This is a genomic window from Streptomyces sp. NPDC058195 (assembly GCF_042883525.1).
GTDB lineage: Bacteria > Actinomycetota > Actinomycetes > Streptomycetales > Streptomycetaceae > Streptomyces.
Genome location: NZ_JBHVVM010000017.1, coordinates 16,217 through 40,086 on the forward strand (window position 1 = coordinate 16,217; position 23,870 = coordinate 40,086).

Consider the following 23,870-nt stretch of genomic DNA (forward strand, 5'->3'; position numbering starts at 1 on the left):
GGTGTGAGGAAGGCCCGGTTGCTTCGGCGGCCGGGCCTCCGCCCTTTTCGCGCGGTTTTTCCGGCAGGGGTGTCGGTAAACCAGTGATGTGTACGGGTCTAGTCTCGAAGCATGACGGTCTATGGAAACTTCCCCGGCTCCCGCCCCCGGCGGCTGCGGACGACCTCGACGATGCGGCGGATGGTCGCCGAGACGCGGCTCGACGCGGCGCATCTGATCCTGCCCGCGTTCGTGCGTGAGGGCATCGACGCCCCGGTCGCGATCTCGACCATGCCCGGCGTGCAGCAGCACACGCTGGACACCTTGCGGAAGGCCGCGGTGGACGCGGTGTCGGCGGGGGTCTCCGGGATCATGCTGTTCGGCGTTCCGGCGGACGAGAAGAAGGACGCCCGGGGCACGGCGGGCACCGACCCGGACGGCATTCTCCAGGTGGCGCTGCGGGCGGTGCGCGAGGAGGTCGGTGACGACCTCGTCGTGATGTCCGACCTGTGTCTGGACGAGTTCACGGACCACGGGCACTGCGGTGTGCTGACCGGCGACGGCCGCGTCGACAACGACGCGACGCTGGAGCGGTACGCGGAGATGGCCCAGGTCCAGGCCGACGCGGGTGCCCATGTGGTGGGGCCGAGCGGCATGATGGACGGCCAGGTCGGTGTCATCCGGGACGCGCTGGACCAGACGGGCCACGAGGACGTGTCGATCCTCGCGTACACGGTGAAGTACGCCTCGGCGTTCTACGGGCCGTTCCGTGAGGCGGTGGGCTCCTCGCTGACGGGCGACCGCAAGACGTACCAGCAGGACCCGGCGAACTCCCGGGAGTCGCTGCGGGAGCTGGCGCTCGACCTGGAGGAGGGCGCGGACATGGTCATGGTCAAGCCGGCCGGTCCGTACCTCGACATCCTCGCGAAGGTCGCCGACGCGGTGGATGTGCCGGTCGCCGCGTACCAGATCAGCGGTGAGTACGCGATGGTCGAGGCCGCCGCCGAGAAGGGCTGGATCGACCGCGACGCGGCGATCATGGAGAGCCTGCTGGGCATCCGGCGCGCGGGCGCGCAGATGATCCTGACGTACTGGGCGACGGAGGCCGCGCAGCGGCTCAGCGCCGGACGCTGAACCGTCGCCGGTCCGGCTCTTCGCGTGGTGTGCGGTGGGGTGGGGTGGCCGTCGTCCGCCCTGGTCGCCGCCGCGTCGGCGCGCGTGGGGCCGGGCCCGGCGCGCGTCACGCCGGTCCGTGGGCTGTCCGCCGTGCGCTCCGGTGGAACGCGCGGGCGCGGGGGACGGGTGAGCGGACCAGTGACGGTGACCGGCCAGCGTCGGCCGTAGCCACTGATCCGCGGATATGTCGCCGACCTGTACCTCCGCTCGGTCAGCAGTAGCTGTCGTAGCCGATCCGGTAGGCGAGCGAGTACGCGTCCGTGTACTCCGGGGTCGTCTTGGCCGGGGCGTACGAGTGGCGGTAGTCGCACTTGTTGGTGAGACCGTCGAGCTTGCCGTCCCGCGCGCCCTTGAGCTTGCCGTCGGCGGCGTCGGTGGCTGCTGGCGCGGGTGGCGTGGTGGTGGTGGTGTCACCGCTGCAGTAGTTGTCGTAGCCGATCCGGTAGGCGAGCGAGTACGCGTCCGCGTACGCCGGGGTCGTCAGGGCCGGGGCGTACGAGTGGCGGTAGTCGCACTTGTTGGTGAGGCCGTCGAGCTTGCCGTCCCGCGCGCCCTTGAGCTTGCCGTCGGCTGCGTCGTCCGTGGGCAGACGCGTGGTCGCGGAGGCTGTCGTCGCCGGAGTGTCCGCGGCGACGGCCGATGCCGTGGACATCGCGACGGGCGAGAGGACCATGGCTGCTGCGACGAGGGGGCTCGCCAGAGCGATGATGTTCCGTGCACGCATAGCTATCCCCTTTCTTCGAGATGGAATACGTGCGGATGATGCGGATGACGCCTCGGACCCGACCCGACGCGGACGAACGCGTTCTGAGCCAGGGAGCGGTATCCGCGCTGTGTGGTGTGTGCTGAACACCTGGAGAAGGCCGGTGCGTTCCGGCTTCCGGACGCCGACGTGTGTCGCGCTGCTGCGATCGCGCGCCTATAACGTCTCTCATTCGAAGGTATCGAGACGGGATTGATGTGTCCACTTATGGGAGGCATGCCCGGGTCGCCTTGCTTCGATCCGCCGAACTCCGTTATGAGCAGGGCGTGAACGCCGCGCACCACCCGCACACGAAGGAGGTGCGTGGGGCCGTGTTCCGTCCCGCCGGAACGTCCATATCTCCTGGCCGGGAACGGACTTGCCGGGCGGCGGCGGTCGCGCGGCGGCCGGCCCGGGGCTGAGGCGGCGCAAGCCGCGGGGAGAGCCGAATTCCTCGGGCCGCAGCGGCGCGGGAGTGCCGGGGCGGCCTTGTGGCCGTGTTCGTACCGCTGTTCGTGCTTGTGCTTGTGCTCGTGCGGTCTGGATCAGTCCGTCTGGTTCCGCTGGTCCGGGCGCGTGGCGGGGGCGTCGGCCGGAGACGGGGCGGGGGCGGTGCGGAGTACCTCGCGGGCCTGTTCGGCGGCGCGGGTGATGCTCTCGCTGATGAAGTCGAGGAAGCGGGCGATGTTCTCCAGGCGGGCCGCGGCGGGAGTGCCGGAGCCGAGGACGGCCGCACCCCGGCGTGCGGTCTCGACGAGCTGGTCGTTGGCCCGCGCGCTGGCGATCGTCGCCTGGTAGAAGAGATCGTCGTCGACGACGTAGCGGTCGCGGCGGCGGTGTTCGTCGCGCTCGCGCCGGACGAGGCTCTGGGCTTCCAGGAAGGTGATCGCCTTGGAGACGGACGCGGGACTGACCTGGAGGCGCTGGACGAGCTCGGACGCGGTGAGACTACCCGCGTCGGTGGTGTACAGGCAGGTCAGCACCCGGGCCGCCATCCTGTTCAGGCCCGAGGTCATGAGGACGGTGGTGAACGCCTCCTCGTACGCGGCCACGGCCTCGGTGTCACGGCCGTCCGGCTGGTGAGCGGACCCCGGCCCCCGGGCGGCGTTGGTCCTGCGCCGGTGCGCGCGGTGCTCGGTGGCGCGGTGGGCCAGGTCGGCGCGGTAGGCGGCGGGGCCTCCGTTGCGCATCACCTCGCGCGTGACCGTCGAGGTCGGGCGGTCGAGGCGGCGGGCGATCTCGGCGTAGGGGAGGCTGTCGGCCAGTCCCCGTGCGATCTGCTGGCGTTCCTGCTGGGTGAGTCTGCCTCCCGGCATCACGGTCTCCTCGGTGGCCTCGGGGTGGTCCTGACTCCGTGACCATAGCGTTCACCCTCTCTTCATTGCAACGGCCTGAGTGGTGTTCGTTGCGTTGACGTCCAGGCTCGTTGCAATGATTGCACTGCTTCTACCTGCGCTAATGGCCATTCTGTGCAACGAGGTTGTTGTTGCGATGTGGAAAGCAACGTAGCGTTTCTGTTGTTGGAAACGAATCGAGCACAGGAGAGCACGATGCAGAAGTTCGAGACTCCCGCCCCGGTCTCCGCCGTCCTGGACATCCCCGCCGGGAGCGTCCGGTTCATCGCCGCGGACCGCGCCGACACCACCGTCGAGGTCCTGCCCGCCGACGCCTCCAGGAGCCGCGACACCAAGGCCGCCGAGCGGACCGAGGTCTCGTACGCCGACGGCGTCCTGCGGATCGCGGCCGGTGTCCCCGCAGGCCGGCTCTCCGGTCCCTCCGGGGCCGTGGAGATCACCGTCCGGCTGCCCGCCGGGTCCTGCGTCGAGGGCCGGGCCGACAGCGCCGAGCTCCGCGGCGTCGGCCGCCTCGGGGACGTCGCCTTCGAGGGCGCGTACCGCCGGATCAAGATCGACGAGGCGGCGAGCCTCCGCCTCACCGTGACCGACGGCGACGTCGAGGTCGGCCGGCTGGGCGGCTCCGCGGAGATCAGAACCGCGCGGGGCGGCATCAAGGTCGCCGAGGCCGTACGCGGCACGGTCGTGCTCCACACCCGGTCCGGCGACATCTCGGTCGGCGTCGCCGCGGGCGTCTCGGCCGCCCTGGACGCCGGTACGGACCACGGCCGCGTCGACAACGCCCTGCGGAACGACGGCACCATCGGACTCGACGTCCGTGCCACCACCTCGCGCGGCGACATCACCGCCCGCAGCCTCTGACCATGCGGCCCCCAAGGGCCGTACGCCGCAGACGAGCTGACGCCGCGCAAGGCGCCGCACACCACACGCAGAGCCCCACGCCGCACATGAGCTGACGCCGCGCAAGGGCCGCACACCCCACACAGGGCCGTACGCCGCAGACGGGCTGACGCCGTGGAAGGGCGGCGGGCGAGACCCGCCGACACGACGCGCGCCCCATGACCAGGGAGACCCATGACGCACAACGCCACGCCCGCGAACAGCACGCGGTGGACCGGCATGGTGCCGGTCGACGACACGGCCCTGGCCGTCACCGACACCGGTGGCCCCGGAATCCCCGTGATCTACCTCAACGGCCAGTTCGCCACCCAGGGCTACTGGCGGCCGGTCCTCGCCGAACTGGGAACGCAATGGCGGCACATCACCTACGACGAGCGGGCGCGCGGCAGGAGGTCGAAGCGCTCGGCGGACTACTCCTTCGAGGCGGCCGTCCGCGATGTCGATGCCGTTCTGGAGGCCCGGGGAGTGGACCGGGCGCTGGTGGCGGGCTGGTCCTACGGCGCGTTCGTCGGGGCGCACTGGACGGCTCGCAATCCGGAGCGCGCGCTGGGTGCGGTCCTGGTCGACGGCGCGTTCCCGTACGACTGGCTCGACGAGGCCATGGAGCGGCGCATCAGGAAGATGTTCCGTCGGATGGGCTGGTTCCTGCCGCTGTTGCGCCCGACGGGCCTGGCCCCGCGGATGACCGCCGGGCAGCAGGCGGAGAGCAACATTGAGATCGGCAGAATCTCCCGCGAGCGCGAGCTGGGCCCCGTGCTGGACGGCATCACCGTCCCGGTGCGGTATGTCGTCGCCTCGGGTACGTCTCTCGGGAGCCGGGGCGACGAGCAGGAGCGGATACGCGCCAGCCTCGGCGGGGTGACCGCCCGCAACCCGAACATCCGGATCGGCGCGAAGGTCGCCAGCGACCACGGCGCGATCCTCAAGAAGGAGTTCCGGGCCATCGCCGAGTCCGTACGCGAGGTCGCCGGCCTCGACCGGGAAGGGCGTTGAACGACGAGGGGCCCGGCGGACGGGGACGGGTGCCGGGCGAGAGGCCGGCGACGGCGCCGGTGCACCAGGCGCCGTCGCCGACGGCGTGGTCAGCGAGCGTCCTCGACGAGGAAGTCGAGCAGGATCTGACGGCTGGTCTGGGAGGTGAGGCTGCCGTACGCGTCGTCGAAGGCGTGCTCGGCGAAGGGCAGCTCCCTGACCTCGGTGGGGACGCCCCTCTCCTTGAGCGCGTCCCCGAAGGCGGTGACGGTTTCGGGGCGGGCGCTGCGGTCGCGGTCGCCGACCACGAGCAGGGTGCGGGGCAGACCGGCGCGGATGTCGGAGGTCGGGGACACCTCGCGGTAGCGGTCCGGGTACTGCTGCGGCGTACCGCCGGTGTACATCTCCGCCGCCTCGCGGGTTCCGGCCACGTCCTGCGTCCACATCTCAGTGACGTCGGTGCCGGGATAGAAGCCGATCACGGAGGCCGGGGGCTTGGGGGCGGCGGTGCCGTCGGGGGCCTCGATGGTGCCGTTGTGGAGCCGGTAGGCCGTGTTCATCGCCAGGGTGCCGCCCGCCGACATGCCGCCGAGCGAGATCCGCGAGTCGTCGACGCCGTACTTGCCGGCGTTCTTCTGTACCCAGCCCAGGGCGGAGACGAGGTCCTGGGGGGCCTTGTTCCAGGTGGGGCGGTCGGGGCTGGCGAGGCGGTAGTCGACCGCGAAGACGGCGACGCCGTGGTCGGCGAGCCAGCGGCCGGTGCCGCGCAGGTCGCTCTTGTCGAAGGTGTGGAAGCCGCCTGCGTGGGCGAGCACGACGGCCGGGACCTTCCCGCCCGGGGTCTTCCCGGGGAGGTACGCGTCCACCTTCAGCGGCTTGCCTTCGGGGCTCGCGTACGTCTCGGTCGCGTCCGGCTTCACCGCCGGGTAGGTGAGTTCGGTGAACGCCTGGCCCAGGGAGACGTCGGCCCCCGCGTTCTGGGCGGCCCGGAACTGGAGTCCGCCGATGGCCAGCGCCCCCACGGTGCAAGCCGTTGTGATCACGGTGACCGCGCGTCCCCAGCGCACCAGGCCGCCGCGCCAGGCCAGTGCGGCGAGGGCGGCCGCGGCAAGGGCTGTCAGGGCGATGTGGAAGGGGTACTGCCCGCCCAGGACCGGACCGATCACCCCTGCCTTGGGGATGGCCGGAACGTACGCGCCGAGGACGATGGCGAGAACCAGGAAGCCGAGGAACGAGGCCAGGACGGCGCAGCCGCCCCGAAGGATCCGGACCAGCGGGCCGGGTATCGGCCGGCCGGTCGGTGTGGCGGGGCTTCGGCGTGTGGTCATGGCGCACTCCTGTGATGGCGCGTGGGGCGGGGGTGTGCCGCCTGCGGGACGTGGTGCGAGCCGCGACGTCCTCAGGACCACGTACGGGGCGACGAGAACCGACTCACACGGAAAGCGTAGAAATCGGATACCCGCTCGGGCCTCACACCGCGGAGCCATTCCCCGGCATGGCTCTCAGGTAGGGGGTCCGCCGAAGAGGCCGGGGCCCGCCCCTTTCCACCGCCGCGGGATCACAGATTGGTGCGCCCGGGAACGGCCAGGCCCGTCTCGTAGGCGAAGACCGCCGCCTGGGTGCGGTCCCGCAGCTGGAGCTTCTGCAGGATGCTGCCCATGTGCGTCTTGACGGTCTGCTCGGCGACGACGAGTTCCCCGGCGATCTCCGCGTTGGACAGTCCTTGGGCGACCAGCGCCAGCACCTCGGTCTCGCGGTTGGTGAGTACGTCGATCCGCACCTGGGCGGGTGGCTTCGGCGAGCCGCTCAGCAGGGAGAACTCCTTGATGAGCCGCTTGGTGATCTCGGGGGACAGCAGGGCGTCCCCGGCGGCCACGACGCGTACGGCTTCGGCCAGCTGGACGCCCGAGGCGTCCTTGAGGAGGAAACCGCTGGCGCCTGCCCGCAGCGCCTCGTACACGTACTCGTCCAGGTCGAAGGTGGTCAGGACCAGGATCTTGGCGGACAGGCCGGTCTGCTGGGTGATCTCGCGGGTGGCGTCGATGCCGTTCAGTCCGGGCATCCGGATGTCCATGACGATCACGTCGGGGCGGAGCTCCTCGGCCTTGGCCACGGCTTCCAGGCCGTCCGAAGCGGTCGCGATCACCTCGATGCCGGGCTGGGCGTCGAGAAGCACCGAGAAGGCCTCGCGGACCATCGCCTGGTCGTCGGCGATCAACACGCGGATCGTCATGCGGTCTGTTCCTTGTCCGTCCGGGCGGCCGGGGCCGCGGGCACCGGCAGCAGCGCGGTGACCTCGTAGCCACCGTCGGGTGTCGCGCCCGCGGAGAGTTCTCCGCCGAGCATCGCGGCACGTTCACGCATGCCCAGGATGCCGTGTCCGGCTCCTGGTGAGGGCTGGGCGGCCCGGCGTCCGGGGCCGTTGAGGATCCGCAGGCCGAGCGCGGTGGAGGTGTAGGTCAGTTCGACACGGGCCGTGGCGCCGGGGGCGTGGCGCAGTGCGTTGCTGAGTGCCTCCTGCACGATGCGGTAGGCCGACAGTTCCACGCCGTCGGGCAGCGGGCGGCGTGTCCCGGAGGTCACCGCCCGCACGTCGAGCCCCGCCGCCCGCACGCCCGCGAGCAGGTCGTCGAGCCGTTCCAGGGTGGGCTGCGGAGCCTTGGGGGCGTTGCCGTCGGTACGGTCCTCGGAGCGCAGCACTCCGAGGAGGCTGCGCAGTTCGGCCAGTCCCTCCAGTGCTCCCGCGCGGATGTCGGCCAGCGCTGCCACCAGCTCCCCGGGCGGGTTCGCGACCCGGTACGGGGCGGCATCGGCCTGGATGGAGATGACGGACATGTGGTGGGCGACCACGTCGTGCAACTCGCGTGCGATGCGGGCGCGTTCCTCCAGCACGGTGCGGTGCGCCCGCTCCTGCGCGAGGGCCGCCTCCTGCTCCGCGAGCCGGGCGCGGACCTCCCGTGTCCGGCGTACGCCGGTGGCGGCCGCCATGACGAGGGCCAGCACCACCAGCATAATCACCGTGAACTTCCAGGGCCCGATCCCGCCGTCCGCCAGCTGGAGTCCCAGCAGCAGCGCGGCGCTCAGTGCCACGGTCTCGACCATCACCCGCGGCCGGTTGCGCAGCGCGACCAGGAACAACAGCCCGCCGTGCACGGCCCATGCCCATCCCGTGTACGGCCCGAAGGGCGGGTACAGCGAGAACACCGGCAGCATCAGCAGCGACAGCCACCAGGCCGGAAGCGGCCAGCGCAACGCCACCACCAGCAGTGCCGCGTGGACCATCCCGACGGGCCTCATCGACATGTCCTCGGTGGCGGAGACGGACGCGAACACCGCCACCGCGGCGACCGCGAGGTGCGGCAGCCACCTCAGCGGCCTCGGCCCGCCCATGGGCGGCATGGGCTGCGGGACCGATGTGCACAGTTCCTTTCGTGCGGTGTTCAGCGCTCCGCGCACCGTCGCCTGCTCAGCCCTGACCATGTGGTCATTATTGTCCTGGTTTATTCAGGGGGTGGCCCCGCCGCGACCGCGGCCGTGACCGCGGTCACGGGGGACGGTGCGGACCGGCGGGCCGGGCGTCAGCCACCCCGGCGTTCATCCCGGTGTTCCTCCGGACGTGACGTTACGGGGCGCATCAGCTGGCCGGCCTCACACCTGGGAGCCGTCTTCCCGTCTGGCTCTCAGGTATGAGGGCGTGGCGATATGGGAGCGGGACGGGGAATGGGCAGCCCTCTGTTTCCCGGGGCGGCGGCCGGGCCTCGGGTGCCGCTGGTCCGTGCCGGTGACCGCCCTGCGGCGGTGGTTCGGTGCCGAGCCGGTCGTGCGCGAGCACGCCGCGATGCCAGGGCCCTTCGCTACGGGATCCTGCCGGTGCCCGCCTCCTTGAGGGCGGCGCGGGCGGAAGCGCGTACGAGGGGGTCGTCGTCCGTGTCGGCGGCGGTGGTCAGGGCCCGGTGGACCGCCGGATCGTCGGCGTAGGGGCCGAGGGCCATGGCGGCGTACTGGCGGACGAGGTCCTCCTCCGGGTCGTCCAGCGCCGCCAGCAGGGCCCGGCCCGCGGCGTGGCGGGCCGCGGGGTCGGCCGGGGGCCACAGGCGCAGGAGGGTGGCGGCCTCGACGCGGGCGAGGTCGTACTCCTGGGGGTCGGCGACGACGGTGATGAGGAAGGGTTCCGCGCCCGGGTCGCCGTCCAGCTCGGCGACGATCGCCTGTCTGCGGTCGTCGTCGGCGGGCAGGGCGTGGAACCGGGCGAGGAGGCGGGCGAGTTCGTCGGCCGTCCGGGCCATGGCGGAGCCTCTCGGTTGTCAGTGCCGTGCGGTGTCGTGAGGTGTCGTGCGGTGGTCAGGGCCAGTTGACCATGGCCGTGAACGCGACCCAGGCGACGAACACCGTGCAGGGGGCGAGCGCGGCGAGGAGCACCCCCGCCGGCGGTGTGCGGAAGGCGTACACCCAGCTCGCCACCAGCACGGCCACGGCCAGCACCAGAACGCAGCACAGTACGGTCCAGGCGGGTCCGAAGCTGCTGTCGAAGCGGTCGGACGCGGCGTCCGAGCAGGAGTCGCAGGCCATGGGGGAGAGCCCGCCGAAGAACAGGACGAGCAGCGCGAGCGGGAGCGTCGCGAACGAGGAGATCAGCGGTGCGACCCAGGCGCGCGACGGGCGGATGGCGTAAGCGTCAGTGACATCTTCGGGCATGTGTGCGAGTCAACCCGGTGGTCGTGGACGTCGCATGAGTCGTCGTACTCAGTCCCACCAGAACGCCCATATCTCCTGGCCGAGCACGGACTTCTGGGCGTAGGCGTCGAGGTCGTACGGCGGGTTCTGGTCGATGTTGTCCGGGCAGAAGGCGTAGTGCTCGGCGGCGACGGCCCGTGCTTCGTCGAGGGTGGTGGGCGGGCGGGAGACCGAGACCGTCAAGGTGTCGAAGCCCAGCACGACGACACGGATGCCGAAGCGGTCCTCCCAGGAGCGGAGCACGGCGCTGAGCCGGGCCGTGTCCTCCTCGAAGTTGAGCGGGCCGGTCCAGCCGATGGCCGCCGGGATGTCCGCGCTGCGGCGGGCCGGGACGAGCGCGGCGCGCGATCCGGCGTACCAGCCGTCCGGGCCGACGCACTCCTCGGCGATGGCCGCGGCCAGGTCGTCGGGGGCGTCGGGCCCCTCGGCGGCGGGGACGGGGGCGAGACCGGGCCAGTCGCTCTGTGCGGTGTCGATCTCCTCGGGGGCGTTGCTCTGCCAGTACTCGGCGAGGACCTCCGCGGCGTCGTGGTCACCGGGATACGACGTGTCCTGCGGCGCCAGGTCCCAGTCGGCGGGCCATTCCTCGCGCCGTCCGCCGTCGATCAGGACTGGGAGGAGGCCCACGGGACGCCCCGCCGCGCGCAGTTCGCGCCAGGCGCCGTGGGCCGCGGGCTGGTCCGCGTACCAGAGCAGGGGTTCGTGCCAGGTGCCGTCGGTCGTGGTGTCGACCAGCGAACCGGGCGGGAGCCGGAGTCCCGAAGTGGCCGGGGACGCGAGCGGGTTGGGAAGGGTCGCCATGTCACTGAGCGTACGGGGCCCCACTGACAACCGGATCGGCCGCCCGGGGGCGGGGCGTGGCGGGGCGGGTCACCCGTCCCGCCACGCCCCCGGACGGCCCGGGATCAGGCGCGCTTCGAGCGGCGGCGGGCGGCGATGGTCAGGCCCGCACCCGCGGCCAGGACGACGACGGTGCCGACGGCCAGCGGGATCGTGCCGCTGCTGCCGGTGGAGGCGAGGTCGCCTTCCGCCTTGCCGCCCGGGGCGCTGTCCGAGGGCGCCGGGGTGCCCGGCACCGCGGGGCTGGACGTGCCCGCGGACGGGGTGCCGCTCGCGGGCGGGGTCGCCGGGGCGGACGGCGTCGACGTGCCCGGCGGCGTGGTCGAGGGGGTGGTGCTCGGGGTGGTGGGCGGCGTGGGTTCGCCGGTCCCGGGGAGGCAGCCGCTGAACGGGAAGTGGTGGGTCTCGGCGCCGCCGGTGCCGCGCAGCGAGGCGACCCAGACCGAGCCGTTGACCGGGGCGCCGCTGCCCAGCTCCAGGTGGGCGTTGGGGGCGAGGACACTGCCGGGCCAGGCGGCGCTGCTGTGCTTGGTGATGGTGCGGGCCTCGGGGAAGTTCCACAGGAGGCGGGCGCGGACCTTGCCGCCGGAGGCGCTCTGGAGCTTGTCGTCGAGGACGAAGTCCTGGCCGCCGGAGAGGAAGAAGCCGGTGGTTCCGGCCTGGGCCATGTCGTAGTCGCGTCCGCTGACGTTGACGATGCTGGTGGCGCCCGCGGGGACCTTGAGGAAGACCTCCTTGGCCTTCTCCAGCTGGGCGGTGGTCACCTGGAAGATGTTGCGGGAGGAGTCGGTGCCCTCCAGGGTGAGGCGGTTGCCGTCGGCCGACACGCGGGTCGTGTCGATGGCGGCCTCGGCGCCCAGGGCGGTGGAGTAGGCGCGGAGCTTGCCGAACTCGGCGTCGAAGTCGATGAGTCCGGCGTTCTTGCTGACGCTGCCCGCGTGCATTTCGAGGGCGCGGTCGCGGATCTCGCCGCCGACGACCGCGTTGCCCTTCATCACGGCGGTGACGGACTTGTCGTTGCGCAGGTCGCCGCGGACGACCAGGGAGGCGCGGCCCGGCAGGGCGTCGACCTCGGCGGCGGAGAGCTCGTTGGCGACGCTGAAGCCGCCCCGGAAGTCGGCGTTGCCGCCGACGGCCACCGCGCCCTCGGCGTCGGGGGTGTGGGCGTCGTCGCCGAGGACGAACTCGCCGTACTTGCCGGCGACCGAGAAGGCGTCGGTGGTGCACGAGGACGAGTCGGCCGGGGCGGCCTGGGCGGCCGGAGCCACGGTCAGGCCGAGGACAAGGGCTCCACCGAGCGTGGCGGCTACGGCGGTTGCGGATATGCGCATGGGGTTCGTTCTCCCGCGAAGGTGGTCGTACAGCCGTCCGTGACGGCTTTGCCCATGCTTTTCATACATTGAAATATTGGTCAAGACCAATGGGGAGGAGGAGGCGGATCACCCGGAAGGAGGCGGTGCAGAATGGCCCGTATGTCGATACAGAACACATTGCGGACGGCCGGGCTCGACGACGCCGGGCAGATCGCCGATGTCCTGGCACGCGCCTTCGACGACGACCCGATGATGACCTGGTTCTTCCCCGACGAAGCGTCCCGGGCCCAGGGCATGGCGCGGTACTTCGCCACGATCTTCACCCGCCAGTACGGCCCGTACGGGGTCTGCGAGCGCACTGACGCGGGTGTGTCCTTCTGGGTGTCACCGGAGGGGCAGGACAAGGCGGTTCCGGACGCGGAGACCCTGGGAGAGCTGGAGGGCATCCTCGGCGACCGGGCCGGACTGTTCCGCGAGGCCGTCGCGGTGGCGGCCGGGCACGGGCCGAAGGAGCCGCACTGGTACCTGGCGGTGCTCGGCGCCGACCCGGCCGCCCGGGGCCAGGGCCACGGTGCGGCCCTGCTGCGGTCCGGGCTGGCCAGGGCGGACGCGGCGGGCCTGCCCGTCTACCTGGAGTCGTCCAAGGAGTCCAACCTGCCGTTCTACGAGCACTTCGGCTTCACCGTGCTCGGGGAGGCCCGGCTTCCGGGCGGCGGCCCGGCGGTGTGGGTCATGCGCCGCGCGCCGCGTACCCCGGACGCCGTCCGGCGCGGCTGACGGGTGGTCTGGAGGCCCCGGCCCGGGAGGGGCGGACCCGTTACGGCCGGGCGCGGGCGGTGACGAACGCGGTGACGAACGCGGTACGGGCCGGGGTGCCGTCGGGCCGGGGCGCGGGGGCGGCGACCTCGTCCAGCGCCGTCGCACCGTCCTCCCGGCCGGGGCCGAGTGCGCGGCGCGCGCAGGGTCGGCCGACGGCCTCCGGGGGCGGTGGTGAGCGGACCCACAAGAGATCTGTGCGGGTCGCACGGGCGTCGCTCAGGACCGGGGCTCGGGCGCGTTGTACTCGGCGGCGTCCCGGACCGTCCAGTCCGGGTCCTGGGCGAGGCGGCCGAGGAGCTCCACGGCCGCCGGGCTCCTCCACTTCGCGATGGCCCAGACAAGGGCCCTGCGGACCTCCGGGTCCGGGTGGTCCGCGAGGCGGGCCAGCTGGTCGACCGGGCCGCGTCGGCGCAGGCCGAACCAGTGGAGGGCCTGGACGAGCTGTTCCGGGTCGCCGGGGTCGCCCGCCGCGGCGATCTGCCGGAGGAGGACCGCGGCGGCGGGCGGCGGGCCGTCGAGGGGATGCGGGCGGCGCTGCCGCAGGCGCCGCGATCCGTATTCGCCCCGCACCCGGCAGCCGAAGCAGGTGCAGGGGGCCGTGCCGTGCGCGTCGGGGGCGTACCGCCAGCCGGTGACCTGCCTGACCGTGCGGACGCGGTGCACCTCGCCCCTGGTGACCGCCCGGGGGACGAACACCTCCCAGCCGCGCGGGTCGCGCAGGGCGGCGATCCGGCGTACGGCCTCGGCGGCCGTGACGTGCGTGGGGTCCTGGTAGTAGCGGCCCGCGGTGACGGGTTCGTCGTCCGGCAGCCGGATGTGCACAGCGACGAGCCCCCGCGGGCCGCTGCGCCGGGACAGCTCGCGCAACCACTGGTGGGTGAGGGTGTACGACGGGAGCACGGAGAAGCAGTAGACGCCCCGCGACCGGTCCGTGTCGCGGCCGTGGCTGGCGGCCCGTACCCCGGAGCGGCGGACGCGTTCCGCGTTCGCGGAGGCTGTCAGGTGCACGAACATGGCCATGGGCTCGATGCTAGCGCCCGTGTGTGGCGGGCGCCGGGCCTCGCGTGCCGCCGCTCTCCCGCGGTCAGTAGGTGAGGGCGTCGGCCATGTCGGCCTGCCAGTAGGTGACGAAGCCGTTGTCGGCCCAGGTGGTGCCCGCCGGGAGGGTCAGTTCGGCGGGCGAGCCGACGGAGCCCTGGTTGTCCCTGCCCATGAAGTAGACCGTGAGGTGGTCGGACGGGTGCTGCTCCTGGCCGTCGGGCTCACCGGCCAAGCCGATCGCGGCGTACGCGGACTGGCCCGGCGCGAGCGTCGTCACGGCCTGCGGCTTGCTGTCCTGGAGCACCGGGAACGCGGACTGGGCGTCGTCGAAGCGCAGGGCCGGTGCGTAGTACGCGTAGCAGGGCGTGGAGCCGGTGTTGGTGGCGGTGAGCAGCAGGTGGTTGATGGGGCGGCTCACCTGGGTGACGGTGACCTTGGTGTTGGCGCCGGTGCAGGTGACGGACTTGCCGCTGCCGCTGCCGCTGCCCTTGCCGGCGCTGCTGCCGCCCGCGCTGCTCTTGGAAGAGGTCTTCTCGGCGGGGGTGTTGGAGGTGTCCTTGCCGTCCTCGGCGCCCTGGGCGGTGTCCTTGCCGGTGTCCGGCGCGGTGGAGCCGCCGTCGGCCGCCGCCGGGACGGACGCCCCTGCCTTCTTGCCGTTGTCCACGGTGTCGTCGGCGTTGCAGGCGGTGAGGGAGAGGGCGGCCAGGAGGGCGGTCGCGGCGAGGGTGGTGGTGCGGAGGTGCTTGCGCATGGCGGTGGTGCTCCCCGTGTGTAGGTGTGGTTGCTGTTCGGTCAGTTGTGGCAGATCAGGACCATGACGATCGCGGTGGACACGATCACCACGCCGATGGCCACGGCATCGATGAGCTCGATGCGGAAGTTGATGCGCACTGCGTTGTCCCGGTGGTCGCTGCGGTGTGTCATCAGATTGCGGGGCGGCGGATTCCGGCCGCAACGCCGAACGGACCATTGGGGACGCTGGAACGGCTGCGCGTACTGTGACCTGGGCAGATTCCACGTCCCTGGAACGGTGTTCTGGGACGGACCAGGAGGGGGAACGCCGAAGTGGCGACGCCGGAGGCCGGGGAATTCGCGGCTCTGCTGAAGGAACTGAAGGACCGTTCGGGGCGCAGCTACGGGGTTCTGGCCGGGAGACTGCACGTCAGTACGTCGACCCTGCACCGGTACTGCAACGGGGAGGCGGTGCCGAACGACTACGCCCCGGTGGAGCGGCTGGCCCGGTTGTGCGGGGCGTCGCCGGAGGAGCTGGTGGAGCTGCACCGGCGGTGGATCGTGGCGGACGCGGCGCGGCGGCGTCCGGCCGCGTCGGAGCCGGTCGCGGAGGTGACCCCGGCGCCGGTCGTGGCCCCGGTCGCGGCGGCGTCCGCGGCAGCGGAGACCGGGGCCGCGTCAGAGCCCGCCCCGGGCCCCGCGTCCGCCTCGGACCCCGCGTCCGCATCCGCATCCGAGTCGGTGTCCAAGTCCAAGTCCAAGTCCGCGTCCGAGTCCGCGTCCGAGTCCGCGTCCGATCCGTTGGACGTGACCGGGGACGCGGTTTCGGAGCCGCCGCGCACGAGGTTCCCGGCGTCCCGGCGGACGCGGGTGCTGCTCGCCGCCGCCGCTGTCGTCGCGCTGACCGTGCCCACCTCGATCGTGGTCAGCAAGCTGTCCTCCGGGAGCGCCGACGAGCTCACCAACGCCGCCGCCGTGGACGCCAGGGACGGGGACGAGCCCGAGGAGACCGCCGCGAGCGTCACCGCCCCGCCGCACCGGCCGGAGAAGTCGTCCAGCGCCTCCCCCTCCGGTGCGGCCGGTGCCTCGTCACCGGCGTCGGGCGGTACCCCGTCCGCGTCGGCCGGGCGCGGCAAGGGGAACGGTCCGGCGGCCGTGGGCGTACCGCCGACCGCCACGATCAGCTCGTACAACTGGGAGGAGCCCTGCGGACAGCACTACGTCCTGGACCAGAAACCGGACGACGTGCCTCCGCCGCCCTCGCCGCAGAGCACGCGGGGCTGGGCCAGGGCGCTGGGCGGAGTGGACGGCGGCAGCATGCAGCTCGAAATCACCGTGCAGGGAAGGTCCAAGCAGGCCGTCGTGGTGAACGGCATCCATGTGCGGACACTGTCCCGGAAGGCGCCGCTGGCGTGGTCGGCGTACTCGATGGGCGAGGGCTGCGGGAGCGGCGTCATCCCGCAGTCCTTCGACATCGACCTCGACGACGACGGGCCGGTGCTCAGACCGGTCGCGGGTCAGCGGGGGGACGAGCGGCTGCCACCGAAGCACTTCCCGTTCCGGGTGTCCTCCACCGATGTGGAGGTCTTCGACCTCCAGGCCCACGTGGAGGGGCACGACGTCAGCTGGTATCTGGAGCTGGAGTGGAGCAGCGGCGGCCGGACGGGGATGCTCCGCATCGACGACGGCGGGAAGCCGTTCCGTACCAGCAGCATCCAGGCGCGGCCGACGTACATGTACCGGTACGACACGGCCCAGTGGGTGGCCAAGGAGTGGGACTGAGGTCCCTCCCCGGTCCACGCCACCGGGCCGGTGCGCACGCGGGTGCGGTCAGAGGCGCTCGGGGGTCCGGATGCCGAGCAGCTTCATGCCCTGGTGGAGGGTGCGGGCGGTGAGGTCCGAGAGGAAGAGACGGTTCTCGGCGACATCGCCGGGGACCTCGGCCTTGAGGACCGGGCACTGGTCGTAGAACGTCGTGAACAGCGAGGACAGCTGGTAGAGGTACGAGGCCAGCTTGTGCGGCTCGTACGCGGCGGCGACCTCGGCCACGACCTCGGCGAACTGGTCCAGGTGCAGGGACAGGGCGCGCTCGGCCGGGGCCAGCTCCAGCTCCGGGTGGGGCTGGGACCTCAGCTCGCCCGCCTTGCGCTTGATGGAGCGGGACCGGGCGTGCGCGTACTGGATGTACACGCTGGTGTCGCCGGTGAGCGAGACCATCTGGTCCAGGTCGAACTTGTAGTCGCGGGCGGCGGAGGTGGAGAGGTCCGCGTACTTGACCGCGCCGATGCCGACCTGCGTGGCGCGCTCGGTGATCTCGTCCTCGGTGAGGTCCCTGGCCTTCTCGCGGACGACGGTGGAGGCGCGCTCGATCGCCTCGTCCAGCAGGTCCTCCAGCTTGACCGTCTCGCCCTCACGGGTCTTGAACGGCTTGCCGTCCTTGCCGAGCACGGTGCCGAAGGCGAGCTGCACGGCCGTGACGTCGTCGTTCAGCCAGCCGGCCCGGCGGGCGGTCTCGAAGACCATCTTGAAGTGCAGGGCCTGCCGGGCGTCGACCACGTACAGCAGGGTGGTCGCCTTGAGGTTCTGGACCCGGTCGCGGATCGCGGAGAGGTCGGTGGCCGCGTAGCCGTAGCCGCCGTTCGACTTCTTGACGATCAGCGGCACGGGGTTGCCGTCCGGGCCCTTCACGTCGTCGAAGAAGACGCAGAGCGCACCCTCGGAGCGGACGGCGACGCCCGACTCCTCCAGCAGGCGGGTGGTCTCCTCCAGCATGTCGTTGTAGCCGGACTCACCGACGATGTCGGGGTCGCTGATCTCCATGTCGAGCTTGTTGAAGACCGAGTAGAAGTAGATTTTCGACTCGTCGACGAAGCGCTGCCACAGGGCGAGGGTCTCCTCGTCACCGGCCTGGAGCGCGACGACCCGGTCCCGGGAGCGGGCCTTGAACGCCTCGTCGGCGTCGAAGAGCGCCCGGGACGCCTTGTAGAGCCGGTTCAGCGAGGACATGGCGGCCTCGCCGTCCGCCTCGCCGTCGGTGCCCCGGTGGGACAGCTCGCCCGGGTGCTCGATCAGGTACTGGATGAGCATGCCGAACTGGGTGCCCCAGTCGCCGATGTGGTGCCTGCGGACCACGGACTCGCCGGTGAACTCCAGGATCTGCGCCATCGCGTCGCCGATCACGGCGGACCGCAGGTGGCCGACGTGCATCTCCTTGGCCACGTTGGGCTGGGCGTAGTCGATGACGGTGGTGCCCGCGGCGCTGTTGTGCGGCACGCCGAGCCGGTCCGCGTCGGCGGCGCGCGCGGCGAGGGTCTCGATGATCGCCCGGTCACTGAGCGTGATGTTCAGGAAGCCGGGGCCGGAGACCTCGATCTCCTTGATCAGGCCGTCGGACGGGATCTCGGCCGTGACCTTGGAGGCCAGCTCGCGGGGGTTGCCCTTGAGCTTCTTGGCGAGGGCCAGGATGCCGTTGGCCTGGAAGTCGGCCCGGTCGCTTCGTCGCAGCAGCGGGTCCGCGGTGCCCGCGTCCGGCAGTGCTGCCGTGAGGGCGTCCGCCAGCTGCTGCTGGAGCGTGGAAGCGAGGGAATTGACCGAGCCGTGCTCAGGCATGGGACGGGCTGCCGTTTCCGTAGGAGTACAAGGGATCACAACCAGTATTCCACGGGCGGTAAAGCCGTTTTCGCGCTCCCGGGCGGACCTGGGAGAATGGCGGAGCCCCTACAAGAGAGAAGGACGTGCAGACCGTGGCTCAGAGTCAGAGCAGCACCGAGACCGACTGGGTCTCCCGTTTCGCGGACGAGGTCATCGCCGAATCGGAGCGTCGTGCGCCTGGCAAACCGGTCGTCGTCGCGTCCGGCCTCTCCCCGTCGGGCCCGATCCACCTGGGCAACCTCCGCGAGGTCATGACCCCGCACCTGGTCGCCGACGAGATCCGCCGCCGCGGCCACACGGTCCGGCACCTGATCTCCTGGGACGACTACGACCGCTACCGCAAGGTGCCGAACGGCGTACCCGGGGTCGACGAGTCCTGGGCCGAGCACATCGGCAAGCCGCTGACCTCGGTGCCCGCCCCCGCCGGTTCCCCGCATCCGAACTGGGCCGAGCACTTCAAGGCCGCCATGGCGGCCTCGCTGGACGAGCTGGGTGTCGACTGCGAGGGCATCAGCCAGACGGAGCAGTACACGGCCGGCGTCTACCGCGAGCAGATCCTGCACGCGATGAGGCACCGCGCCGACATCGACGCCGTCCTCGACCGGTACCGGACGAAGAAGGACCCGGCCGGGGAAGGCGCGAAGGGCGCCAAGGGCGGCAAGAAGCCGCAGCAGCAGAAGAAGGTCGACGAGGCCGAGCTGGAGGCCGAGGCGGGCTCCGGCGCGGCGAGCGAGGACGACGGCAGCGGCGGTTCGGCCGGTTACTTCCCGTACAAGCCGTACTGCGGCAACTGCGAGAAGGACCTCACCACCGTCACGTCGTACGACGACGACAGCACCGAGCTGAACTACACCTGCACGGCCTGCGGCTTCGCCGAGACGGTCCGGCTGAGCGAGTTCAACCGCGGCAAGCTGGTCTGGAAGGTCGACTGGCCGATGCGCTGGGCGTACGAGGGCGTGATCTTCGAGCCGAGCGGCGTGGACCACTCGTCGCCGGGCTCGTCGTTCGTCGTCGGCGGCCAGATCGTCCGCGAGGTGTTCGACGGCGTGCAGCCGATCGGCCCGATGTACGCGTTCGTCGGGATCTCCGGCATGGCGAAGATGTCCTCCAGCAAGGGCGGCGTGCCGACCCCGGCCGACGCGCTGAAGATCATGGAGGCGCCGCTGCTGCGCTGGCTGTACGCCCGGCGCAGGCCGAACCAGTCCTTCAAGATCGCGTTCGACCAGGAGATCCAGCGGCTCTACGACGAGTGGGACTCGCTGACCCGCAAGGTCGCCGACGGCTCGGTGCTGCCCGCCGACGCCGCCGCGTACGCGCGTGCCGTGGGCACGGCCGCCGGTGAGCTGCCGCGCACGCCGCGCCCGCTGCCGTACCGCACGCTCGCCTCGGTCGTGGACATCACGGGCGGGCACGACGAGCAGACGCTGCGCATCCTGAGCGAGCTGGACCCGGAGAACCCCCTCACCTCGCTGGACGAGGCACGGCCGCGGCTGGACCGGGCGGAGAACTGGATCACCACCCAGGTTCCGGCCGACGCCCGCACGATCGTGCGCGCCGAGCCGGACAAGGATCTGCTCGGTTCGCTGGACGAGCAGGGCAGCCAGTCGCTGCGGCTGCTGCTGGAGGGACTGGACACGCACTGGTCGCTGGACGGGCTCACCACGCTCGTCTACGGCGTGCCGAAGGTGCTGGAGGGCCTGGAGCCGGACGCCAAGCCGACGCCGGAGCTGAAGGCCGCGCAGCGGTCGTTCTTCGCGCTGCTGTACCGGCTGCTGGTCGGCCGTGACACCGGGCCGCGGCTGCCGACGCTGCTGCTGGCAGTGGGCGCGGACCGGGTGCGCACGCTGCTGGGCGCGTAACTCCGCCACGTACGGCACGGAGGGCCGTCACCCGGTGATCGGGGTGACGGCCCTCCGTCGTGCTCCGGCTGGCCGGGGCTAGGCGATGTGCTCCGCTTCGAGTTCGGAGTGGTGGCGGTTCTTGAACTCCGGCATCAGGCGGCGGATCAGCGCGGTGCTGCGCGGGTGCTGGACGTTGTGGCTGTCCGCGACGTGTATGTCCAGGGCCTCGACGCTCGGGTAGTCGTTGTGCTGCTTCACGTACGCGGCGAACACCTCGTACGCGATCCGGGCGAACTCAGCGTCTTCCTGGGCCCACTCGGCGGGGTCCTGGTCGTGAGTCTCCGCCTGGGGTTCCTGCGGGTGCGGGAGGTCTCGCGGACGCTGGGCCTGCTGCGGGCTTTCCCGGGGGCTCTGGGGCTGCTGGCCGGCCTGGGGCTGGTGCTCCTCCGCGCGGGGGCCGGGTGTGGAGCCGATGGTGCCCACGTTGCCCAGGGGGCGGGTCCGGCCGCCGGGGCCCGAGGGGACCAGGACCGGGGCCGTGTCCAGGCCCTCGCTGCGCGCCGGGTCGTAGCCGCCCGCGTACGCCTCGTGCGGCACGCGCGCCGTCGTGAACCAGGGGCTCTCGTGGGAACCGGGGCCTTGCTGGGGTGCCGGGGGGTCCTGGGGCCCGTGCGGTTCCTGGAGTTCGTGGGGCTGGGGTTCGTGGGGCTGGGCTTGGCCGGGCTGGGGCTCGTGCTGCTCGGGGACGTACGGCAACTCGGGCTGGGGGGCGGCCGGTGCGACGGGTGCGGCTGGTGCGACGGGTGTGGCCGGTGCGATGGGTGCGATGGGGGTGGCTTGCGCTGCCTGTGTGGCCGCTTGGGGCAGGACCGGGGCCGGGGGGAGCAGGGCCGGTTCGACGCCCGCGGCGGCGAGGCCCGCCGCAGCGGTGTCGGCCAGGGGCACCCCGTACTTCGCCAGGCGCAGCGGCATCAGGGACTCGACGGGGGCCTTGCGGCGCCAGTTGCGGCCGAAGCGGGCCTGGAGGCGGGCCTGGTAGACCAGCCGGTCCTGTTCGAGCTTGATGACCTGTTCGTAGGAACGGAGTTCCCAGAGTTTCATCCGGCGCCAGAGCCGGAAGGTCGGTAGGGGGGAGAGCAGCCAGCGGGTGAGGCGGACGCCCTCCATGTGCTTGTCGGCGGTGATGTCGGCGATCCGGCCCACCGCGTGGCGGGCGGCTTCGACGGAGACCACGAAGAGCACCGGGATGACGGCGTGCATGCCGACGCCGAGCGGGTCGGGCCAGGCCGCGGCGCCGTTGAAGGCGATGGTCGCGGCGGTCAGCATCCAGGCGGTCTGGCGCAGCAGCGGGAACGGGATGCGCATCCAGGTCAGCAGCAGGTCCAGTGCGAGCAGGACGCAGATACCCGCGTCGATGCCGATCGGGAAGACGAGCGAGAAGTCGCCGAACCCCTTCTTCTCGGCGAGCTCACGCACCGCCGCGTACGATCCCGCGAACCCGATCGCGGCGATCAGCACCGCACCGGCGACCACGAGACCGATGAGTATGCGGTGGGTGCGTGTCAGCTGCGTCGCGGCCACCCGCGTTCCCCTCTCCCGACGCCCGCTCCGGCGTCCTGCTGCGGTTTCCGGCGTCCTGCTGCGACTTCCGGCGGGCACAGCCTGGCACACGGGGGGTGCGGCGCCTTGCGCGGGGAGGGGCGAAGCCCGGCACTCGGGGGGAGTGCCGGGCTTCGCCACGCGGGCGAAATGCTTTAGCTGGTCGTCTTGACGGTCGTCTTGCGGGCGGAGGTCTTCTTGTCGGTCGGCTTGCTGTCCGACTTCGTGTCGTCGGTCTTGTCGAGCGAGGAGCCGCTGCCGGACTTCTTGGGATCGTCGGCCTTGTCCGTGGCCTTGCCGCTCGGCTTGTCCGCACCGGTTCCCTGGGCGACGGCGGCCACCGCTTCCTTGGCGGCCTTCTCGGCGCCCTTCGCGATGTCGGCGGCGGAGGGGGTCTTCGCGCCCGCGTACCCGGCACCGTTGTAGGTGAGGGTGATGACGACGTTCCCGGTCCGGGTCACGGCCGTCGCGTACTCGAAGTCTTCCTTCGTCTTGGTGAGGTCGTAGGTGATCAGGGAGGCCTGTTCGCCGATGCCGCTGACGGCCTTCTCGACGATCTTCTCGGCGCCCTCGGCCGCCTTGGTCTTGGTGACCTGCTTGGTGAAGTCCTGCTGGGCCCGGTCGGCGCCGCTGCCGAGGGCCTGATCGGAGTCGAAGCGGGTGAAGGCGACGTCGAGCCAGCGGTACTGGGAGCCCTTCACGCCGTTGTCGTCCAGGCCGTTCCATGAGCATCCGGCGCGGTACGCGGTGTCGCTGGAGGCGGCGGCGGTGCCGTTCTTGGTCTTCGCCGAGGGAACCAGGGAAGTGATCGTCTTCTTGGTGATCGACTTGCACGGGTCGGGCAGCGAGGCGAACTTGGCGGGTGCGACGGTCGGCTCAGGCTTCTCGCTCGCGCCCGACGACGCGGAAGCGGACGAACCCGTCCCCTCCTTCTCCTTGTCGTCGGAGTCCGACGAGCAGCCGGCGACGACGAGCATCACCGGAACGGCGGCGCAGGCGAGTATGCGGGCGAGTCGCGGAGCTGAACGGTGCATGGTTCCTTCACTGGGGTGACGCGGCGGGCGGGCCGCCGGGCGGCCATCAGGACGGGCGGCCGTCGGGACGGCCGTTCCTCGGGACGGGCAGCCGTCGGGACGGCCGGGCGGGTGGTCCGAAGGGCCACGGTACGACGGACGGGGGCCGGGTGGTGCCCCGGCCGGGGGCCCGGCGGCCGGGTCCGGCGGATGCCGGGGCGCCGGGGGCGGGGTCATTCGCTGAACTTCTCGACCAGGTTCCGGGCCAGCGCCTGGGCCTTCTCCTGCAGTTCCTTGCTGTCGGGGACGACGGTGGAGACGCCCGGCTGCTCGGTGTACTCGACGGTCACGATGACGTTCGATGTGCGAAATACCACGCTCACCGTGCGGTGCTGGGCGGTGGAGCCGGAGCGGGTGAGCAGGTCGTTCAGGAACGCGCTGTCGCCGAGGTCGTCGAGGAGCCGGGGCTGGAGGTCCTCGTCGCTCCCGTCCCCTTCTTCCGCGGTCCCGCCGGTCCCGCTGGTCTCGCCCGTCTCATCTGTTTCGCCCGTCTCGTCCGCGGAGGCGGTCGCGGAGGCCGAGGCGGAGGTGGCCAGGGCGTGCGAGGAGGGGCCCGATCCGGAGTCCGGGTCATCCGGATGTGCCGACTTGTCCGCGCCCTTCGCGTCGCCGTCCGTGTCGCCGGTGCCCGCGCTGTCGGGGCTCGCGGAGGCGGAGGGCAGGCCAGCGGCGGTCACCTTCTCCGCGTACACCTCGCGGGCGCGATCGTCGTCGCTCACCGTGAGGTCGTAGGACACGACCCGTTCGAAGTCGACGGACAGGGTGTGCGAGGAGGCGGAGGCGTCGGACTTCCAGTTGCAGCCGACCCGGCGTTCGGTGTTGTAGGTGACGGCGGCGGTGCCTTCGTACACCTTCCTCTGCTGTTCCTCGGGGAGTTCGTCGGTGCCCGGGAGCAGGTCCTTCAGCGTGGAGGTCGTGACGGCGCGGCAGGCCTCCGGGAGGGTGCGGTACTTGCCGGGGGCCGCGGCGGCGACGGTGGTCTCGCCGGACTTGCCGTCGGCCGCGGAACCGTCGGCTCCGGTGTCGGCGCTGCAGCCGACGACGAGCGCTGCCAGCAGTGCGGTGCCGGTCGCGTAGGCCATTCGTCGCACGGTTCTGGGCTC

23 protein-coding genes are annotated in these 23,870 nt (G+C 71.8%); 6 read left to right on the plus strand and 17 right to left on the minus strand.

What is annotated here, in order from left to right:
- Window positions 1–111: 111 nt before the first annotated feature.
- Complete coding sequence (gene hemB, locus ACFVWY_RS21470) at window positions 112–1,113, plus strand: porphobilinogen synthase (protein WP_389874733.1); 1,002 nt, start codon at window positions 112–114, stop codon at window positions 1,111–1,113.
- A 253-nt stretch (window positions 1,114–1,366) separates the two neighbouring features.
- Here the strand turns inward: hemB and ACFVWY_RS21475 are convergent, their stop codons facing one another.
- Both ACFVWY_RS21475 and ACFVWY_RS21480 read right to left on the minus strand, forming a co-directional pair.
- Complete coding sequence (locus tag ACFVWY_RS21475) at window positions 1,367–1,879, minus strand: hypothetical protein (RefSeq protein ID WP_389874735.1); 513 nt, start codon at window positions 1,877–1,879, stop codon at window positions 1,367–1,369.
- Between the two features lie 563 nt (window positions 1,880–2,442).
- Window positions 2,443–3,213: a helix-turn-helix domain-containing protein gene (locus ACFVWY_RS21480; protein ID WP_389874738.1), complete on the minus strand. Its 771-nt coding sequence runs from the start codon at window positions 3,211–3,213 to the stop codon at window positions 2,443–2,445.
- Window positions 3,214–3,447: 234 nt separating this feature from the next.
- On the opposite strand from ACFVWY_RS21480, the gene ACFVWY_RS21485 reads away from it, so the two are divergent.
- Window positions 3,448–4,113: a DUF4097 family beta strand repeat-containing protein gene (locus ACFVWY_RS21485; RefSeq protein WP_389874740.1), complete on the plus strand. Its 666-nt coding sequence runs from the start codon at window positions 3,448–3,450 to the stop codon at window positions 4,111–4,113.
- Between the two features lie 213 nt (window positions 4,114–4,326).
- On the plus strand, window positions 4,327–5,145 hold the full coding sequence (locus ACFVWY_RS21490) for an alpha/beta fold hydrolase (protein WP_389874743.1): 819 nt from the start codon (window positions 4,327–4,329) through the stop codon (window positions 5,143–5,145).
- 89 nt (window positions 5,146–5,234) lie between these two features.
- Here ACFVWY_RS21490 and ACFVWY_RS21495 read toward each other — a convergent pair whose 3' ends face one another.
- The 7 genes from ACFVWY_RS21495 to ACFVWY_RS21525 form a co-directional block, all read right to left on the minus strand.
- Window positions 5,235–6,452, minus strand: a complete 1,218-nt coding sequence (locus tag ACFVWY_RS21495; protein WP_389874746.1) for an alpha/beta hydrolase — start codon at window positions 6,450–6,452, stop codon at window positions 5,235–5,237.
- Window positions 6,453–6,682: 230 nt separating this feature from the next.
- On the minus strand, window positions 6,683–7,357 hold the full coding sequence (locus ACFVWY_RS21500) for a response regulator (RefSeq protein WP_389874748.1): 675 nt from the start codon (window positions 7,355–7,357) through the stop codon (window positions 6,683–6,685).
- Window positions 7,354–8,604 carry a sensor histidine kinase gene (locus tag ACFVWY_RS21505; RefSeq protein WP_389874750.1) on the minus strand — a complete coding sequence of 417 codons (1,251 nt, stop codon included), beginning with the start codon at window positions 8,602–8,604 and terminating at the stop codon, window positions 7,354–7,356. The genes ACFVWY_RS21500 and ACFVWY_RS21505 overlap by 4 nt, the downstream gene beginning before the upstream one ends.
- A gap of 374 nt (window positions 8,605–8,978) precedes the next feature.
- Complete coding sequence (locus tag ACFVWY_RS21510; protein WP_389874752.1) at window positions 8,979–9,410, minus strand: hypothetical protein; 432 nt, start codon at window positions 9,408–9,410, stop codon at window positions 8,979–8,981.
- A 55-nt stretch (window positions 9,411–9,465) separates the two neighbouring features.
- Complete coding sequence (locus tag ACFVWY_RS21515) at window positions 9,466–9,819, minus strand: hypothetical protein (protein WP_389874754.1); 354 nt, start codon at window positions 9,817–9,819, stop codon at window positions 9,466–9,468.
- 48 nt (window positions 9,820–9,867) lie between these two features.
- Entirely contained in the window at window positions 9,868–10,659 is a 792-nt protein-coding gene (locus ACFVWY_RS21520) for a DUF4253 domain-containing protein (RefSeq protein ID WP_389874757.1), read from the minus strand.
- Between the two features lie 104 nt (window positions 10,660–10,763).
- Window positions 10,764–12,029 (minus strand): choice-of-anchor A family protein, encoded by a 1,266-nt coding sequence (locus tag ACFVWY_RS21525; RefSeq protein ID WP_389874759.1) that lies wholly within the window; start codon window positions 12,027–12,029, stop codon window positions 10,764–10,766.
- Between the two features lie 132 nt (window positions 12,030–12,161).
- Between ACFVWY_RS21525 and ACFVWY_RS21530 the strand changes: the two genes are divergently transcribed.
- Entirely contained in the window at window positions 12,162–12,788 is a 627-nt protein-coding gene (locus tag ACFVWY_RS21530; protein ID WP_389874762.1) for a GNAT family N-acetyltransferase, read from the plus strand.
- Between the two features lie 40 nt (window positions 12,789–12,828).
- On the opposite strand, the gene ACFVWY_RS21535 is transcribed toward ACFVWY_RS21530, so the two are convergent.
- The 4 genes from ACFVWY_RS21535 to ACFVWY_RS21550 all read right to left on the minus strand — a co-directional run bounded on the left by ACFVWY_RS21535 (window position 12,829) and on the right by ACFVWY_RS21550 (window position 14,795).
- A complete protein-coding gene (locus ACFVWY_RS21535; protein ID WP_389874764.1) occupies window positions 12,829–13,017 on the minus strand; it encodes a hypothetical protein in 189 nt (62 codons plus the stop codon).
- A 29-nt stretch (window positions 13,018–13,046) separates the two neighbouring features.
- Window positions 13,047–13,850: a HEAT repeat domain-containing protein gene (locus ACFVWY_RS21540; RefSeq protein WP_389874767.1), complete on the minus strand. Its 804-nt coding sequence runs from the start codon at window positions 13,848–13,850 to the stop codon at window positions 13,047–13,049.
- Window positions 13,851–13,914: 64 nt separating this feature from the next.
- Complete coding sequence (locus ACFVWY_RS21545; protein WP_389874769.1) at window positions 13,915–14,622, minus strand: DUF4232 domain-containing protein; 708 nt, start codon at window positions 14,620–14,622, stop codon at window positions 13,915–13,917.
- Window positions 14,623–14,663: 41 nt separating this feature from the next.
- Window positions 14,664–14,795 carry a hypothetical protein gene (locus ACFVWY_RS21550; protein WP_389874771.1) on the minus strand — a complete coding sequence of 44 codons (132 nt, stop codon included), beginning with the start codon at window positions 14,793–14,795 and terminating at the stop codon, window positions 14,664–14,666.
- A 141-nt stretch (window positions 14,796–14,936) separates the two neighbouring features.
- On the opposite strand from ACFVWY_RS21550, the gene ACFVWY_RS21555 reads away from it, so the two are divergent.
- On the plus strand, window positions 14,937–16,385 hold the full coding sequence (locus ACFVWY_RS21555) for a helix-turn-helix domain-containing protein (RefSeq protein WP_389874773.1): 1,449 nt from the start codon (window positions 14,937–14,939) through the stop codon (window positions 16,383–16,385).
- A 48-nt stretch (window positions 16,386–16,433) separates the two neighbouring features.
- On the opposite strand, the gene argS is transcribed toward ACFVWY_RS21555, so the two are convergent.
- The gene (argS, locus tag ACFVWY_RS21560) at window positions 16,434–18,212 is read right to left on the minus strand and encodes an arginine--tRNA ligase (RefSeq protein WP_389874776.1); all 1,779 of its coding nucleotides are present in this window, start codon (window positions 18,210–18,212) and stop codon (window positions 16,434–16,436) included.
- A 125-nt stretch (window positions 18,213–18,337) separates the two neighbouring features.
- Between argS and lysS the strand changes: the two genes are divergently transcribed.
- Entirely contained in the window at window positions 18,338–20,113 is a 1,776-nt protein-coding gene (gene lysS, locus ACFVWY_RS21565; protein ID WP_389874779.1) for a lysine--tRNA ligase, read from the plus strand.
- Between the two features lie 78 nt (window positions 20,114–20,191).
- Here lysS and ACFVWY_RS21570 read toward each other — a convergent pair whose 3' ends face one another.
- The 3 genes from ACFVWY_RS21570 to ACFVWY_RS21580 form a co-directional block, all read right to left on the minus strand.
- The gene (locus ACFVWY_RS21570; protein WP_389874781.1) at window positions 20,192–21,676 is read right to left on the minus strand and encodes a DUF2637 domain-containing protein; all 1,485 of its coding nucleotides are present in this window, start codon (window positions 21,674–21,676) and stop codon (window positions 20,192–20,194) included.
- A 173-nt stretch (window positions 21,677–21,849) separates the two neighbouring features.
- A complete protein-coding gene (locus ACFVWY_RS21575; protein ID WP_389874783.1) occupies window positions 21,850–22,728 on the minus strand; it encodes a DUF3558 family protein in 879 nt (292 codons plus the stop codon).
- A 212-nt stretch (window positions 22,729–22,940) separates the two neighbouring features.
- Window positions 22,941–23,849: a DUF3558 domain-containing protein gene (locus ACFVWY_RS21580; RefSeq protein ID WP_389874786.1), complete on the minus strand. Its 909-nt coding sequence runs from the start codon at window positions 23,847–23,849 to the stop codon at window positions 22,941–22,943.
- Window positions 23,850–23,870: the final 21 nt, after the last annotated feature.